Source organism: Paenibacillus cellulositrophicus (assembly GCF_009363095.1).
Lineage (GTDB): Bacteria > Bacillota > Bacilli > Paenibacillales > Paenibacillaceae > Paenibacillus_AQ > Paenibacillus_AQ favisporus.
On sequence record NZ_CP045295.1, the window covers coordinates 739893 to 756466 of the forward strand.

Below are 16574 nucleotides of genomic sequence, written 5' to 3' on the forward strand. Positions count from 1 at the left end.
GGTTTTAGGATCGATTTTGCATCGCGGACGCGCCCATGGTACTGTGGGAATATCATGAAACGGGGAACGGATGGATATCCCATTTATTTGTATCGTTACTATGAAAATGGAAGGCTGGCTCATCATATGCCCAAACTGGATTACATGCTGTCGCTGCTGTGGCTTTTGCGGTCGAGGGGTAAAATGACGGCGGAACAATTGGCCGAAGCGTTGGAGGTCAGCGTCCGCACCGTCTACCGTTATGTCGACCTCCTATGCCAGAGCGGCGTTCCGGTCGTCGCGGAACCGGGTCATGGGGGCGGATTCACGCTTCCGGACTCCTTTCGGGAGTCGCCGCTGTTTTTTGACACCAATGAACTGAAAGCGATGGCTCACAGCGCGCGGATTGCTTCCCAGGCAGGGTATCCGTTTGCGGACGCTCTGGAGCATGCGCTCGATAAAATCAGCCACCGGCTGAATGAGGACCAAGGAGAACAATTAAGGCGCCATCAGGCCGGACTGGAAGCCGTCCCCTATTCAACAAGCCGGGAGATTAAGCGGTTACTTTCCGACCTTGAAGAAGCGGCCGCCCATTCCCGTGTGTGCTGCATTCAATATGCCAACACGACTGGAGATGCTGAGCGAATGCGTCGCATTCACCCCTACCGCCTGGCTTACCGGACGAACCGCTGGTATGTCGCCGCTTACTGCGAGCTGCGCGGTTCCGTCCGAATGTTTCGCGTCGACCGGATTGAACAGCTGGAGGTAACGGAAGAAACGTTTGCGAGGCCGGAAGATGTTACGTTTATTGAGCTGGCCAGGGATACCTTGGCCTTGGCCGGTCATTCGAAAACGGACGCATCCTGGGTTACGGTGCGAATTGGCGGCGATTCGGATGTATTGGAGTCCATCGGGAATCAATATTTCGTGCAGCCGTTTCTGACCGAACACACGGACCGGGAGCTTCGGTTTGAAATGCCGCCCTCCGTGATGCTGACCTATATGCCCCACCTTCTTCTTTCCTTCGGTACGCTCGTATCTGTGCTGGAACCATTCCTGCTGGGAGAACGGATCGCCGAACTTTGTCACGAAATTGCCGAACATCATACAAGCCCTAAACTTCCCTGACAATCTAGCTGTCAGGGAAGTTGTCGTATGATGCGGTTATCCTGTAACACAAGAAAGGAGTCTAACCTTATGAAATTGGATAACCGCAAACTGGATTTGACCAAAGCGTACTCCTCGTATTATTCCGCCCCTCAAGTCCCGCAAAAATGCTATTTTGATGAGATCCCCTACCTCACGATCGACGGCGAAGGCGATCCAAACGGACCAGGATTTGCTGAAGCGACCGAAGCCCTCTATACCGTAGCTTATGGCATAAAAGGGATGTGTAAACAGGAGGATCAGGATTTTACCGTGGCCAAGCTCGAAGGACTCTGGTGGGCCAGGTCCCATTCCGGACAGGACGCCATGTACGCTTCAAGGGAGGATTGGATATGGAAGCTGCTGATCCGGATGCCGGACTATGTATCGGCCGAACGATTCGAAGAAGCCCGGATGCTGGCTGTGAACAAGAAACCGCATCTTGCCCCCCTTCACTCCGTGAGCTTCGAACGCCTGTATGAGGGCGATTGTGTGCAAATGCTGCATGTCGGTCCGTTCAGTACCGAGCCGGAAACAATCCGGCAGATTTTCGAGTATATCGAGGCCCAGCGCCTGACACCAAAGGGGCGTCATCACGAAATTTATTTGTCGGATCCGCGCAGAACACCTCCCCATAAAATGAGAACCATTCTGCGGCATCCTGTCATCCAGCAGGAGAACTGATCAGTCCTCTGAGCCCCGCAGGGGGACTTTTCGATCCTCTTGGCCTCCCGTCTCATGGGAGATCAAGAGGATTTTTGTCTATCGGCCTTTCGCATTTCCCTCTTTCTTTAGTCCTACGATAACGACTCTATAAACCATTTCTAACCGATGGGATAAGGCAAAAAATGTCCGTTGTGCCACAGAAAGCGCCGTTTTGAAGCATTTCGACACCTCTGCTCGACAGCAAACGCCCACCCTGCCCAAAGTACCTATCAACCTTTTGTCTCATCCCAACAGAATGCAAAAATTGTAAAATGAAAAATGTATTTTACTAGTGTTCAATTAGTTTCGCGCAAAGGAGGATCGTTTTTTCGGCATGATTTCCTATCTCATTCGATAAAGGAGGACATCTTTTGAAAAAAGGTTCATCGACCATCCGTACTTATTCGACGCTGTTGTTAAGTGCCTTGCTGGCTATTGGTGTCGCCTATCCGAACGCCAGCGTGTCGGCGGCTGCTGCACCCGATCTCCGCTCGGCCGACCATTCGGCCATTCATCTGGAATCTTCCCTGCGCCAAGGGGACTGGAAGCTTAACCCTCCGGCCCAAGGCACCTCATCCCCTGTTCAAAGCCTGGCGGCTACGGCGCCGGATGAGCCCCAAAACTTCGTAGATCCTTCGGACAGCAGCGAACCAGTAACGGTCATCGTTCAGCTGAAGAACGATCCGCTTAAGGTCTATGAGGCCAAACCGGGAGCACAGGCCCGTTCATCCCTTGGAAGCTACAGCAGCATTTTGAATCAGGAGCACAGCGCCTTTAAATCGGCAGCTTTATCGAAAACCGGCGCCAAGTTCAAACGGGAATATTCCAAAGTGTTTAACGGTTATTCCGTGACGCTCCCGGCGAACGAAGTGGACAAGCTGCTGACGCTGCCGAACGTCAAAGCCGTCTTCCCGAATGAGGAAATGCACGCCCTGCCGGTTGCGGACGGGCATGAAATGACGCCGAACATGGATGAAAGCGCTCCGCTGATCGGTGCGGAAGACATGTGGGATTCAGGTTATGACGGAGAAGGTATCAAAGTCGGTGTCATTGATACCGGAATTGACTACAATCATCCCAGCTTGAAGGACGCCTACAAAGGCGGATATGACTTTGTCGACAACGATGCCGATCCGATGGAGACGCTCCCGGATCCGAGCAAGCCGGTCAACAGCAACGGCAGCACCTATGATACGTATCACGGAACGCACGTCTCCGGAACCGTTGCCGGGCGGGGCGACCCTAAGCACCCCGATGCGGGCAAGGGCTGGGTCCGCGGCGTAGCGCCGGGATCGGATCTGTACGTATACCGCGTTCTCGGTCCATACGGAAGCGGCTCGACCGAAAACGTCATTGCCGGGATTGAAAAGGCGGTCAGCGACGGAATGGATGTCATCAACCTGTCGCTGGGTTCCAATATGAACAACTCGTATACGCCGGATGCCATCGCAGCGGACAACGCGGCGCTGGCGGGAGTCACCGTCGTTATCTCCAACGGCAATGAAGGACCGGATGCGGAAACGGTTGGCAGCCCGGCTGCGGCACAGCTGGCCATTTCTGTGGGCGCCTCGACGCCGCCGCTCCAAACGCCGATTTTCACATCCGACACCATCGGCATTACTTACGCCCAGCTGGCGGCGACATCGCCGAAGCTGGAAACGGAAGGCGCGGACTTGGAGCTTGTGGACGCCGGCCTCGGCCGTACTTCCGATTACGCCAATATTGACGTCAAAGGCAAAACGGCGTTTGTGCAGCGCGGAGAAATCTCCTTCGCTGAGAAAGCGCAAAACGCGGCCGCCAACGGCGCCGTGGCCGTCATCATTTACAATAACGCGCCAGGCGAAATCGGCGGGGCTACGCTGAATGGCGCTGAAGACGTCGTGCCGGCTTATACGATCAGCCAGGAAAGCGGCAAGAAGCTGAAGAACGAGATTGCCAAAGGCAATAACCACGTGACATTCGGCTATAAAGCCGAAGTCGACCTGCTCGCAGACCTAAGCTCCAGAGGTCCTGCTCTGCCGAACTATACGATCAAGCCGGACATTACCGCGCCTGGCGTGGGCATCAAGTCCTCCATTCCAGCGTTTGGCGGCGACTATACCAACGCATATGAGGAACTGCAAGGCACCAGCATGGCTGCTCCGCATGTGGCGGGTTCGGCTGCCCTCATGCTGGAGAAGACGCGCGAAGAAGGGCTTCAGCTGAAGCCGGACGACGTGAAGGCTCTGCTTACGAACAATGCGGTTCTGATCAAAGACCGGGATAACCGTGAGTATGGCACCAACGAGCAAGGCGCCGGCCGCGTCGACCTGAAAAATTCTTCCGAGGCGGATGCCATCGTTAAAGTGGAAGAATCGCTTCCGGCTCAGCTTCAGGACGATACCCACCAAACCTCGTACTCCGGCAGCATTTCTTTCGGTCTGCAGGGTGCAGGAGCGGACGTCACCCGCAAGCTGACGGTGGAAAATATCGCGAATACGGATCAGTCCTATTCGATTGAGGTCAAATGGAATCATGGCGGAGGGCCAGTGTTGACACCGGCAGCGGAATCGGTAAGCCTGTCCGCAGGCCAATCGACTGCCGATCTGAACGTATCCCTGAACATTCCGGAAGGAACCGCAGATGGCCTGTATGACGGTCAGCTGATCTTTACACAAGCCGGAAACGGGCATGTCCTTCATGTGCCGTTCAGCGTGTATGTCGGCGAAACATATAACCTGGCCGATATTTCGAACGTAGAACTCGATCCGATTTACCTGTCCAGCACCAAAGAAGGCAAAGGCTCGACCCTTTATTATGCACTCAATAAAAAATTGGTGGATTATGAATTCGACATCTACCGTTTTGATGACGAAGGGAACGGCGAGTATGTAGGATATATCTACGACCGCGACTTCCAGAACAAACTGGATCCGTTCTACTATTCCTATGAATGGGACGGCAAAGTGGATATCGCCACCACACCAGGAAAGAAACGCGTGTACCTGGATCCGGAAGGCGTCTACGGCATCGTTCCGGTAACGGTCGAGGAAGGCGACAAAACCGCCGAAGTGGTGACCGACTCGCTGTCGCAGTTCCTGGTCGACAACACTGCACCGGATGCGTCGGTGCCGGATGAGCTTGTAGTCAATCCGGATAAGCCGAACGTCGGCGTGCTTCAAGGAACGATCAACGGAGATTTGCTGCTGGATTACTTCTATGACGGCACGAATCTGCAGGATCTGATCCATGTGAAGGCAGTCAATTCCGTAAAAGGCAAAGATAATGAATACCAGGGAACCATCGATGAGTACGGTAATTACACCGTAGAAGTTCCGCTTGAGAACGGAACGAACAACATCGACCTGTATATTTCTGACGATGCCGGCAACGGAACAGCTAAAGCGGCCAAATCCTATAAGTATAAATACAAGCCGGAGGAGACCCCAAGCACAGACGTAGAATTGTCAGCCAAGCAAGGCAAGATCAAAACAGGTAAACCCTTTAACGTTTCCGTTGAATTCAAAGGTAAACAAGCCGTGCAATTTATGACGGTTGAGGTAATTTACGATGCTAAATTAAAACTAAACAAGATTACACCTTCTTCCAAGCAGGTTAAAATTCAAAATGATGTCACGGCAACCGATGCGAAAGCATCTTTGGCGAATACAGGCAAAAAACGGGCCGTGTTCGGCATTGAATTCAACAAACCAGTCAAGAGTGGTACCCTGGTGGATTTCTCCTTCACCGCTTCGGATGCAGGCACCTACGATTTTGAGATCAGCAGCGTCACGATGCTCGATTCAAATCAGCAGCCCGTCCTATCCGGAAAATTGACCGGTACCAGCGTAGAAGTCACCGGCGGCAAAAAACCTGGCAAAGGCTCCAATTCCGACGATGCACAAAATCTTGATGACAACTTAACAACGGATGAGGATCAAAGCCCAGACCAGGCACAAAGCCCGGACGGTTCTCACAGCACGGATGGAACCCAGAGCCCTGATCAAAGTCCAGTTATGGATGATAACCAGCCAGCTTCACCAGAAACTGATCCTTCCCAGCAGCCGGATAACAGCCAGCAACCGGCTCAGTCGGGTGATGGCGTACAACAGGGTTCAAGTCCTGCCGGTGAGGGCGCAAACACAGGAGCAACAAACCAAACGCCAGCAGCAGACAGCAATGCAGCAGCCGGTCCAGATACCAATACTGAAAGCTAAGGAAACTAAAAATTCGAATAAGACTTGATTCGCTTTTGAAAAAGACACAGGCAGTTCTGGAGTAACTCTCCAAGACGCCTGTGTCTTTTTTGTAAAGGTTGATATTTTATTCTCCTCCGCCCCGAACCGTTCCCGCGATCAATCGACGCAAATCTTGTACCCGGTTCAGCGTCTCCGCCATCGAGTGGCTCAGCTTGTCGCATAAGGCGACCAGGTCCTCCAGACTGGACAGAAGCCTCCAGTTCTTTTCCAGCACCATTCCCTCCGCCTCGTAAGCCTTTATGAAGTGCTGTTCGATCCACGAACCGTTCGCCTTATAACGCAGCATATTACCCAGATCCGCTTGCCGGTTCCAGGCAAAAGCTTCCTCCCAGCGAGGACGGCTGAAACAAAGTACCCCTCGGAACCTTTCTCCATCAGAATATTTAAGCCGTTATAATCGGAGTGCTCGAATACCCACATTTACGCTTGATCTTTAAGTTAACATCATATAAATTATGGTTTTTCGCAGCTCCCTTTTTTCCAAATGATTTGCTGTTAAGTACGTTGTAATGGTGATATAGCTCGGATCATCTAGGGTCGGTGTTGTGACGATTTTTCTATTATGAATTTTTCATATAGTGAGTTTTTGGAACAAAACAACTTTAATTTACTCAGTTTTAACCTAGCTGCAAAAGTAAACCTCTTTCACCTTCAACGGCCGTGTTCCTTCCAACCAGGCTATCCGTATACGATCGTTTCATCGACAACCGTCATCCGAACCTTATTTTCCAAAAAGGATTCCGGCGGTTCGCCGAACGGGTCCCGTTCCAAAACGGTAAAATCAGCGGCGTATCCCGGCTGAATCCGTCCCCGGTCCAGTTCATGCCCTGCTGCATAGGCACTGCCTGTCGTATACAGCGAGATCGCTTCATACAAGCTGAGCCGCTCATCGGAACCATAGACGGTCCTCTGATCGTCCCCCGGTTTCATACGGGTTACGGCAGCGTATATGCCAAGAAGAGGCGAGACGCTTTCGATCGGCGAATCCGATCCGCCGGCACAAGGAATCCCGCTGCGAAGCAGTGTCTGCCAAGCGTATACATGCAGCCCCTTCGCATCGCCGACCCGGTCCAGCACCCACGGAAAATCAGAGGTGACAAAGCTCGGCTGAATGTCGACGATAACAGGCAGCTCCTTCAGCTGCGCCAGCAGCTCATCCCGCAAAATCTGCCCGTGAATCAGCCGGTCCCTCCTGCCTGCCGGGCATGGATGTGCGGCCAATGCGTGCAGCACCTTCTCAGCGGCCCCGTCGCCAATGGAATGCGCAGCTGCCGCAAGCCCAGCGCTCCTTGCCTTGGCCACCAGCCGGTCCAGCTCCTCATCCGAATGGACGGCGACGCCGCTCGTGGTTGGATCATCTGCGTAGGGGCGGCTGAGCAAGGCCGTTCTTCCGCCCAGGGATCCGTCCGCAAACAGCTTCATCGCTCCGTATTCGAGGAACTCGGATTCGGGCACAAGCCGCCTTCCTTCCTCGAGCCATTCATCGAGCGCAAGATGGTGGATCAGAAGATGCGTTCTGAATTTCTTTTGCCCCTCCATAATGACCTTTTGGAACGCTTGCAGCGTTCGGGTACAGCCGCCATAGTAGCACAGATCTTCCGTATGGCAGCCGGTGATCCCCTGTCTCCAGCAGTCCTCAATGGCCATCGTCAGTGCAGTCTCCAGGTAGCTCTGAGTCACGCCGGGCATCCGATGCAGGATCAGATCCTGGGCCTGCTCCTTAAAAATACCGTCTAGGCATCCGTCACTGCCTTTTCCCGCGACTCCGCCGCTTGGCACCTCTGTGTTTTCATTAACGCCAGTCTCCTGTAGGGTCATTGTATTGACGGTCAGCACGTGCCGGCAGACCCGCCGCAGCATCACGGGATGATTCGGAGCGGCCCGGTCCAGCTCCACTCTTGTCGGGAGGAGCGCTTCCTCCCACTCATTCTCGTTCCATCCTTCCCCGATGATCCACGTGCCTGGCGGAAGGCGCCGGGCTTGTCCAGCAATCTTGTCCAGCAGCTCGCCCCGGTGCTTCAGACCGGAAAGCTGCAGCTTGAGAAAGGTCTCTCCGTGGCCGATCAGGTGAATATGACTGTCTACAAAACCAGGGAACATGGTGCCCCCGCCAAGATCGATCACCTCGTCGATCCGGCCGTGAAATCTCTCTTTCAGTTCCCGCGTATCGCCTGCATTAATGATGCGGCCTCCTTCGGTTATTACCGCTTCAACCGTCTTATGTTCCTGTTCCATCGTGTAGATGGTTCCGTTCGTCCAGCACTTGGCCATGACGCTCCCTCCTCTATCGCTTCATTCCTCAATCATCGATAAGTTTGACTGCTACAAGAATAGCACAAAAAAAGCAGCCGGTCCCTTGACCGCTGCTGCCTCGTATCCATTAATCTATCGCTCAATGCATCACGTATTTCCAGATCAGCCAGCATATCAGCACACAAATCCACGAAATAAAACCGAAGATCGTAACAATTTTGTTTTCGCTCCATCCATATTTCAGACTGAAATGGAAATGGATCGGGGTCATTCGAAATAACCGCAGCTTCGTCTTTTTGTAATACCATACCTGCAAAATGACCGACAACTGCTCCGCAAGATAGATAAAAAACAGGATCGGTATCAATATTTCAACCTTTTCAATAACGGCCAAAATGGAAAGCGACCCTCCGATTGCCATCGATCCCGTATCCCCCATAAACGCCCTTGCCGGATAGATGTTGTAAAGAAATAGTCCAAGCAAACAGCCGATCATCACCAGCGAAAATGTCTGCACCTCAGGTTTGTCCGAAATCAAAAAGAAGAAAAAATACGTCGGAATCGCCACATTGATCAGCAGTCCGTCCAATCCATCCGTAAAGTTGATTGCATTCGCAGAACCTACCACAAACAGCAATATGATGGCCACATATACGTAAACTGGCAGCTGCAGATGGTATCCTTGAAACAGCGCGATATCACTCGTTACGCCAAACGAATGGAGCAATACATACAACATGATTCCCGTAAAAGCAAATTGAAGCACCAGCTTCGTACGGCCGGAAATGCCGGCCGGGTCTTGCCAGAAGGCCTTTTTGAAGTCATCGAGAAAGCCAACCGAGCTGAACAACAGAAACGTAGCGCATAGGAGCAGCATAAGGGATGCCGGTTGTGATTGCAGCGAAATCGCTACCCCGATCAGCAGGATTAATCCGGCCATCAGCGGCGTACCGCGTTTGGCTTGATGATCTGCCGGAAGCTCGGCGCGGATCGGCTGCGTCAGCTTCAACCTGCGCAAGGTCCAAATCAGCAATGGCGTCAGTACGGCAACCAGAAGGAAAGACAAGCCGGAAACAGCCATAATTCCATACATATGACGAACCCCTTCTCATTGAAAAATATGGTTTCCTTACATTATAAATAATTCGGATATGTAGACAAACATTCCCCGAAGTCAAAATCTCTTCGGATCATCTTGCTTGTGCAAGCCATCTATGAAAAATATGTACCTTCAACCTCACCAGTTACTTCCCAGGAGCAGCTTCCTCTTTTTTTGTATACAGCGGCAATGTAATAATAAAAGTGGTCCCTTCGCCTTCCTTGCTTTCAATCGAAATATGTCCGTTCATTTCGCGTATGATATTGAAAGTTACCATGGTTCCCAGCCCCGTGCCTTTTAATTTGGTGGAGTAATATGGGGATCCCAGCCTTTTGACCTGCTCTTTTGTCATGCCTACGCCTGTATCCGAGATATAGATTCTGGCCTTATTGTCGCTTTCGTCCACAAAGTATTTAATCGTTAATGTACCGCCGTCCGGCATCGCTTCAACCGCATTTTTGCACAAATTAATGACAGCTTGCCGTAACTTGGATTTGTCTCCATAAATGGTACCGGAGGAATGAAATTCGGTGACCATCTTCACATTTTGTAAATTAGCATAGGAGCTCAGCACATGGGAGGTTTCCAAAAACTCTTCGTTCAGTGAAATCGATTCCAGTTTCTGGGTTTGAGGTTTGGCTAATGACAAGTAATCGGAAATGATCGATCCCGCCCGATCCAATTCCACTAGGGTAATGAGGGAAAATTCCTTACGCTTCTGATCCGTCAAGGACGGCTCACCCAATAGTTGAACAAATCCCCGCACAGTGGTGAGCGGATTTCGCACTTCGTGAGCAACCGATGCGGCGATTTCGCTGACGACCTTCAGCTTCTCGGCTTCGATCATCCCTTCTTGAATCTTGACGTCACGACGGACCGTTTCTAATATGTACACCAAAATGAGAGACATCACACACTGCATCAGAACGATTGGTAAGGAAGGCACAAATGAATCCAGGAAGTACGATGGGCTGCCATTAAGCAAATAATAAATATTTAAGACGGTAATGCGTAAAAACAAGCAAAGACCAAACACGATCAGCATCCGCTTCAATAAGCTCGCACGGTTAAATACTGGAATCGCCAGGCAAACCAGCACCAGTGTCGGCGCTAGAGACAGCGCATAATAAACAATATGAATATCACCCAACACTTGCCGATATATAATTGCACTGGCGAATAACAGTAATGCACTATACAACCCGCCGTATAAAGATCCCGCCACAAGCGGTATTCCCCGCAAATCCAAAACCGTGTTAAACACTTTGACAGGGAACGACATCGTGATGATCAAAGGTACAAGAAACAGCAGGAAATAGAGCACGGTTTTTTTCGATTTACACACAAAACGATAGAACATGATAGGCAGTAATATGATGAAAACATTGAGTATTAGGTTGGATTCGATATGCATCCCCTGTAGCCCCTTCGTTTGTAGTAAATAAGCATTCTCGGGGCCCAGGATAAATTCCTTCTCATTAAATTGTAAATTTTTCCGCATCCGCGTTCATCATTATGCATGATCTATAAAAAACAGCACGTGACCATAGTGCTTCATGAACCTTTTATAATCCGCCGATTCCTTTAAGACAATGATCGTGGAATAAGCATTTACTTTGCGCCGTTTTAGTCTGGAGAACAGTCCTTTCTGTTCGATACAGTTAAATTTGCCCCTTTCATATTCAATAAGAAGAGGCGGAAGATCCGCAGCGTGATCATCCGCTTCAGCCAAATTATCTGCCTCTAGCTTTATTCCATCCATCTGGATCAGCCGTAATGGAAACTTGACGACGCCAAAATAATGATTCTTCTCTCCTGAATAATCATGCTGAGCCGAAGCCACCTGCTTCGTCAGCATCAGGTAGCACTGAATCCATTCTTCCAGCAGCCCGTTATTCGCATATTGTACAGCCGAGCGTACCGTCGGAGCATAAGTGATATGCCTGTCATGTTTCTTCGAATAAATGATTTTCTTTATGGAATCCAGGGATAAGAAGTACTCGTCCGCAAGCTCCGAAACCGTCATCCCATTGGCATATTTGTTGCGGATCATCACATTTCGCCTCTGCAGGCGATCCCGGTAGCCGGACGTTTCTCCCCATCCTTTTTTCTCCTTACCCTTCGGAATATACAGCAGTTTCCCGGCGGCGTATTTCTGGATTTCTTTCAGCAGCTCCTCAGGTAGGACCTCGCCGGCATTTTCATATTTCATACGATCATCCTTTATAAAGCGTAAATTCGATCCTTCAGTTCGCTGATGGATTTCATGATGGACATGCACGATTCCTCGTCATCGATCGACGCATGCCACCGCAAAACATCGATTCCCTTATAATACGCCATACATAAAAATCTTTCTTTAAAATCCGGGATGACGATGTTTCGTTTTCCGCAATATTCGAATAACAATTCAGGAATGTTCAAATAGGGCTTATTTAAGTCCATAATGGCAAAATCCAGAAGGAAGTCGCATATGCCGGACCGGCTCCAGTCAGGAAAACCAACCTGCGTTTTTCCATCGGTGATCATAATTTCAAAAAACGTATTGTTGTTCACTAAATAACGTCTGCCTTCACAATACTCGATTCTGGCTTCCATCTCCACCAAGTATTTCTCGACAAATTCACGATCCAGAAGCGTTGTATCATAGAGCTCCTTCCAATGATACCAATATCCTTCTTTATCATCCGCGAATGTGTCTACGAGAAACTCCCTGCAGGTGCTGTACTCCGTTTTACAATTCTCATTGAACTCACCGTAGCCTTCGACGCCCGTTATATCTGATGCGCTGATTTTTAAGATGCTGTCAAAAAACAATTCGTAAACTTTGGCAAATTTCTGCGGATTTAACGCATCGGCGAGAAATCCGTTTGGTGTCATGCTCACCTGTTCGGAAAGCATGGACTTAATGATATGATCTTTACTCATGTGCAGATCCCCTTTACATACACAAATGATTGATGGTCAGTATCAGCTGCGCGCCCCTGAACTGTCGTCATCATACCACTTGATCATGTAACGGATATAGGCAATGAATAGGTTAAGTCAACTTTACCCTCGAATGAGGCTAGTACAGCAGCGTCGCTTGTCTTTTATAGTGATCTTCGATTACCATACAGGCCATTGCTTCAATCACGGGTACAACCCGCGGACAGATGCACGGATCATGCCTTCCGATCGTTGTGATTTCCCTTTCGTTTCCTTCCGTATCCACCGTTCGTTGAGGTTTGGAGATTGACGAAGTCGGTTTGACGACAACCCGGAAAATGATGTCGGCCCCGGTGCTGATTCCACCGATAACGCCTCCGGCATGGTTCGTAATAAACCCGTTCTCGTCCATTTGATCGTTGTGTTCGCTTCCCAGCATGGATGCCGCCCGGAAACCGGTCCCGAACTCGATTCCTTTGATCGCGCCGATCGAAAGCATGGCCTTGGCCAGCTCAGCATCCAGCTTATCAAACACGGGCTCCCCAAGCCCTGCCGCAGCGCCGCTGATCCGGCATTCAACGATGCCGCCGCAGCTGTCGCCCTCTGCCGCGAGTTGTTCGATCCGCTCAATCATCTTAGCTGCCGCTTCAGGATCACAGGCGCGAACAGGATTTTGCTCGATGGCATCGGGATGGAAGGTTTCGCAGCGGATACCGGCGACCTCGGTCGTATAGGCCATGACGGAGACACCCCGCCGTTCCAGCAGTTTCCGCGCAACCGCTCCGGCCGCGACCCGTGCCGCAGTTTCCCTTCCGGAAGCCCTCCCGCTGCCCCGATAGTCCCGAATGCCATATTTCTGATCGTAAGAAAAGTCCGCGTGCCCCGGGCGATACATATGTTTGATGTCATCGTATGCGGACGGACGCATGTCCGTATTATTCAGCATCACGCTGAGCGGAGTCCCTGTTGTTCGGCCTTCAAATACACCGGATAAAATCCGGACCTTATCATATTCTTTACGCGGCGTTGTAACTGAAGACTGTCCCGGCTTTCTGCGATCCATCTGAACCTGAATATCGTCCTCGTTTAGTTCAACGCCTGGAGTGACGCCTTCGATAATGACGCCTATAGCTTCTCCATGTGATTCACCAAACGTCGTCATTTTAAACCGTTCACCAAAAGTACTTCCCGGCATAAAAATTCCCCCTCAATATAGATTGATCTATAGTTTTGCATCGAACTTCCAACCATCTCTTTAGTTCATTCTATCTAACATCTTGTATTGTCCTTATGTACTAGTTTAGAGGTATACTTGTAATAAATGAAATTGCAATATTCGACTCTTGCCATAGAATGGATTGATGCCAAATGATGATTAACACGGAATGGTACCGGATTTTTCTTCATGCTTCGGAAACCTTGAATATGACGAAAGCCGCCCAGCGATTAAATATGACACAGCCCTCCGTCAGTTATGCGATCAAGCAGCTGGAAGACGCGCTTGGAGTTAAGCTGTTCGACCGCTTATCCAAAGGAATCGTTTTAACAGAAGAAGGGCATGCCTTGTACGATCAAGTCAGACAAGTATTCGATAAACTGGATTACGCCGAACGATACATGAAGCAGTTGGGACAGCTGAACGAAGGGCGGTTGCGGATCGGTGCCAACGGAGCGATCATCCGCGACTATATCGTTCCTCTACTCGATATTTTCCGTTCCCAATACCCCAACATCCGGGTCCAAGTCTCACAGCAAAAGACCGGTCAGATTTTGGAACAGTTACAGCAGGGTTTACTTGATCTGGGCTACGTTTATCTTCCGGTGAAGGATGCGGAGATTCAAGTCGTGGATACTTTTGTCTCGCCGTATGGTGTGGTGGCGGGGAAACCCTTTGCCGCTCTGGCAGAAGCCCCCTTGTCCGCAGCACAATTGGCCGAGCTCCCCCTGTTAATGCTGTCCCAGGGAAGTGCGACCCGCTCCTATATCGAAGCCTGGTTTCAATCCCAAGGCGTGGAAGCGGCGGCCGATTTCGAGCTGAACAGCTTGGATATGCTGGCGGAGTTTGCTGAGCGGGGGTATGGCGCAGCTATTTTGCCGAGAGCGTTTGTAGCTTCTAAAATCGATGAGGGTGCTTTATTGGAGCTTTCTATGGAAGTTCCGCTGCCGGACCGACACGTAGGCGTAGCTGTCAGAAAGCATTCGTCTCTGTCGCTCGCCGCAGAGTCCTTTTTGAACATACAAAGCAGCCGGTCTCTTTGACCGGCTGTCCTCACCGCGTTCCGATTATGAACGCGCATCCATTTTACATTTTCTGTAAGCAAGTGGTGTCATATTCATTGCCTTTCTGAATTTTTCTATAAAGTAGCTGGTGCTGTTAAATCCAACTTGGTAGGCCACCTCGGTAATGCTGGAATCGGCTTGCTGCAGAAGGACTGCGCTTTTCTGAAGTCTGTAATCAGTCACATAATTCAGCGGAGTCGTATGGAGCATTCGCTTAAAATAGCGGCAGCATTCCGAGCGGCTCAATTGACCAGCTCTGGCAATATCATTTAACGCGATTTTTTCGGCGTAATGGATATCGATCCAGCTTAACATCTGCTTCATCCGCTCGTTTTTTACCGCTTCCACCTGGTCATATTGCAGTTGAAAACCGTTCAGGATCAGGTTTTTCCAAATGAAAGCCAGCTGCATCGTCATATCCAGTTCAAAGTATGGCGGTTGATGCGGAATCCATTGATGAATGTTCACCAAGGCATCTAAAATATTGGCGCCCCAAGCCTGATTAGGGTCGATGTATAAATAAGGCAGATTCGTCGCTTGAATATACGGAGCCACATAGGCTGCATATAGCTCCCGTGATACGACAAAGTCAGGGGAGACATTCAGGCAAATATACACGCAGCCCGATGCGTTCCGATCTACCGCCATGTGCAGACAGCCGCTGTTGATGAAGACCCCTTCCCCTTGCCGAACAACGAGCTTCTCTTCGTTAATTTGGAACTCGGCTTCCCCTTGGACAACCCGAACGAATTGCAATTCATCATGCCAATGAAGCGGTATATGTCCGTGTATGTTTTGGTTAATCGTCGTTTCGTAGCAGGCAACCGGAAGCACGACCGTCCGGTGCTCGGTTAATTCCTTCAAATTGCCGCCAATCCTGAAATCTTTAATTTGCAAATAACCCCCACCTCAATATTGTTATATTTTTATATCCAATTTCGGTATTCCGAACGAGATTTTTTATTTATTATAGCACTATTATTATATTTAAAACGGAGAATCGATCTATGAATCCAACAGCTAGAAGAAAAGGGTTATTTCTGGTCATTACAGGAGCGATATTCTGGGGAATGAGCGGCACCGTCACTAAAAAGCTCTTTGAGCAAACCGCAATCGATGTTAACGGACTGGTCACGGTACGCCTGCTCATCGCCGGTATTTTACTGTTAACCATTCAATTTTGGGTTAAAGACCGCTCGCAAATCGTTGGGGTTTGGAGAAACAGTCGGATCGCTTTGCGGCTCCTTGTTTTCGGATTGGTCGGCATGCTATCGGTTCAATATACGTATATGGCATCGATTCAGCATGGAAATGCCGCTGTGGCAACACTGCTGCAGTATTTGGCACCTGTCATGATCATCCTCTATTTAATGCTGCGGAAGCAAATGGTTTTCACGCGAAAAGACTTGCTCACCGTGATCCTGGCTTTAGCGGGCTGCTTCTTCTTATTAACCAACGGCTCGATTTCGGAGCTTTCCGTGCCATTTCCAGCCGTAGTTTGGGGTATTTTATCAGGCGCGGCCTTGGCATTCTACACCTTGTATGCCGTCCCGCTGCTGAAGCAATACGATTCCCTCGTCATTGTCGGCTGGGCGATGATCATCGGCGGTTTGGGCTTAAGTGTGATCCATCCACCATGGCACACCGACTTTACAGGCTTGACGATCGACGCTTATCTGTACTTAGCTTTCGTGGTCCTTTTCGGCACGATGATCGCATTTTGGTTTTACATCGAAAGCTTACAAAGCCTTACGCCTAAAGAAACAAGCTTTCTAGGCAGTTTGGAACCGCTGGCCGCTGTGATCACAACCGTATTTTGGCTAAAAGAGCCTTTTGGTTTTTTTCAGTGGCTGGGTACAGCGTGTATCATCGGACTGATTTTGCTTCTGGCTTGGAATAAGAAGTCGTCGTCCAGCTAATATGAATTTTACATATATCGAATTTCT

General features: G+C 50.1%; 13 protein-coding genes. 5 read left to right on the plus strand and 8 right to left on the minus strand.

The window, feature by feature from the left end; all coding sequences use genetic code 11:
- Positions 1 to 126 precede the first annotated feature (126 nt).
- From GCU45_RS03290 to GCU45_RS03300, 3 genes are all read left to right on the plus strand, one after another.
- Positions 127 to 1107, plus strand: coding sequence for a helix-turn-helix transcriptional regulator (locus GCU45_RS03290; RefSeq protein ID WP_167527075.1), 981 nt, complete (start codon positions 127 to 129; stop codon positions 1105 to 1107).
- Positions 1108 to 1176: 69 nt separating this feature from the next.
- On the plus strand, positions 1177 to 1809 hold the full coding sequence (locus tag GCU45_RS03295) for a GyrI-like domain-containing protein (RefSeq protein WP_152398054.1): 633 nt from the start codon (positions 1177 to 1179) through the stop codon (positions 1807 to 1809).
- Positions 1810 to 2201: 392 nt separating this feature from the next.
- Positions 2202 to 6026 carry a S8 family serine peptidase gene (locus tag GCU45_RS03300; RefSeq protein ID WP_152398055.1) on the plus strand — a complete coding sequence of 1275 codons (3825 nt, stop codon included), beginning with the start codon at positions 2202 to 2204 and terminating at the stop codon, positions 6024 to 6026.
- Positions 6027 to 6132: 106 nt separating this feature from the next.
- Here the strand turns inward: GCU45_RS03300 and GCU45_RS03305 are convergent, their stop codons facing one another.
- The 7 genes from GCU45_RS03305 to aroC all read right to left on the minus strand — a co-directional run bounded on the left by GCU45_RS03305 (position 6133) and on the right by aroC (position 13543).
- Positions 6133 to 6354 (minus strand): hypothetical protein, encoded by a 222-nt coding sequence (locus tag GCU45_RS03305; RefSeq protein ID WP_152398056.1) that lies wholly within the window; start codon positions 6352 to 6354, stop codon positions 6133 to 6135.
- A 392-nt stretch (positions 6355 to 6746) separates the two neighbouring features.
- Positions 6747 to 8339 (minus strand): amidohydrolase, encoded by a 1593-nt coding sequence (locus tag GCU45_RS03310; RefSeq protein ID WP_152398057.1) that lies wholly within the window; start codon positions 8337 to 8339, stop codon positions 6747 to 6749.
- A gap of 121 nt (positions 8340 to 8460) precedes the next feature.
- Positions 8461 to 9414 carry a phospho-N-acetylmuramoyl-pentapeptide-transferase gene (mraY, locus tag GCU45_RS03315; protein WP_152398058.1) on the minus strand — a complete coding sequence of 318 codons (954 nt, stop codon included), beginning with the start codon at positions 9412 to 9414 and terminating at the stop codon, positions 8461 to 8463.
- 151 nt (positions 9415 to 9565) lie between these two features.
- Positions 9566 to 10834 (minus strand): ATP-binding protein, encoded by a 1269-nt coding sequence (locus tag GCU45_RS03320; protein WP_167527076.1) that lies wholly within the window; start codon positions 10832 to 10834, stop codon positions 9566 to 9568.
- Between the two features lie 99 nt (positions 10835 to 10933).
- Entirely contained in the window at positions 10934 to 11632 is a 699-nt protein-coding gene (locus GCU45_RS34470) for a CD3324 family protein (RefSeq protein ID WP_341874537.1), read from the minus strand.
- An 11-nt stretch (positions 11633 to 11643) separates the two neighbouring features.
- Positions 11644 to 12348 (minus strand): hypothetical protein, encoded by a 705-nt coding sequence (locus GCU45_RS03330; protein WP_152398060.1) that lies wholly within the window; start codon positions 12346 to 12348, stop codon positions 11644 to 11646.
- A gap of 139 nt (positions 12349 to 12487) precedes the next feature.
- Positions 12488 to 13543 (minus strand): chorismate synthase, encoded by a 1056-nt coding sequence (gene aroC, locus GCU45_RS03335; RefSeq protein WP_152398061.1) that lies wholly within the window; start codon positions 13541 to 13543, stop codon positions 12488 to 12490.
- A 173-nt stretch (positions 13544 to 13716) separates the two neighbouring features.
- Here aroC and GCU45_RS03340 point away from each other — a divergent pair, with 173 nt between their 5' ends.
- On the plus strand, positions 13717 to 14607 hold the full coding sequence (locus GCU45_RS03340) for a LysR family transcriptional regulator (RefSeq protein ID WP_152398062.1): 891 nt from the start codon (positions 13717 to 13719) through the stop codon (positions 14605 to 14607).
- 24 nt (positions 14608 to 14631) lie between these two features.
- Here the strand turns inward: GCU45_RS03340 and GCU45_RS03345 are convergent, their stop codons facing one another.
- Entirely contained in the window at positions 14632 to 15525 is an 894-nt protein-coding gene (locus GCU45_RS03345; protein ID WP_152398063.1) for an AraC family transcriptional regulator, read from the minus strand.
- 110 nt (positions 15526 to 15635) lie between these two features.
- Between GCU45_RS03345 and GCU45_RS03350 the strand changes: the two genes are divergently transcribed.
- Positions 15636 to 16547 (plus strand): EamA family transporter, encoded by a 912-nt coding sequence (locus GCU45_RS03350; protein WP_152398064.1) that lies wholly within the window; start codon positions 15636 to 15638, stop codon positions 16545 to 16547.
- The last annotated feature ends 27 nt before the right edge of the window (positions 16548 to 16574 follow it).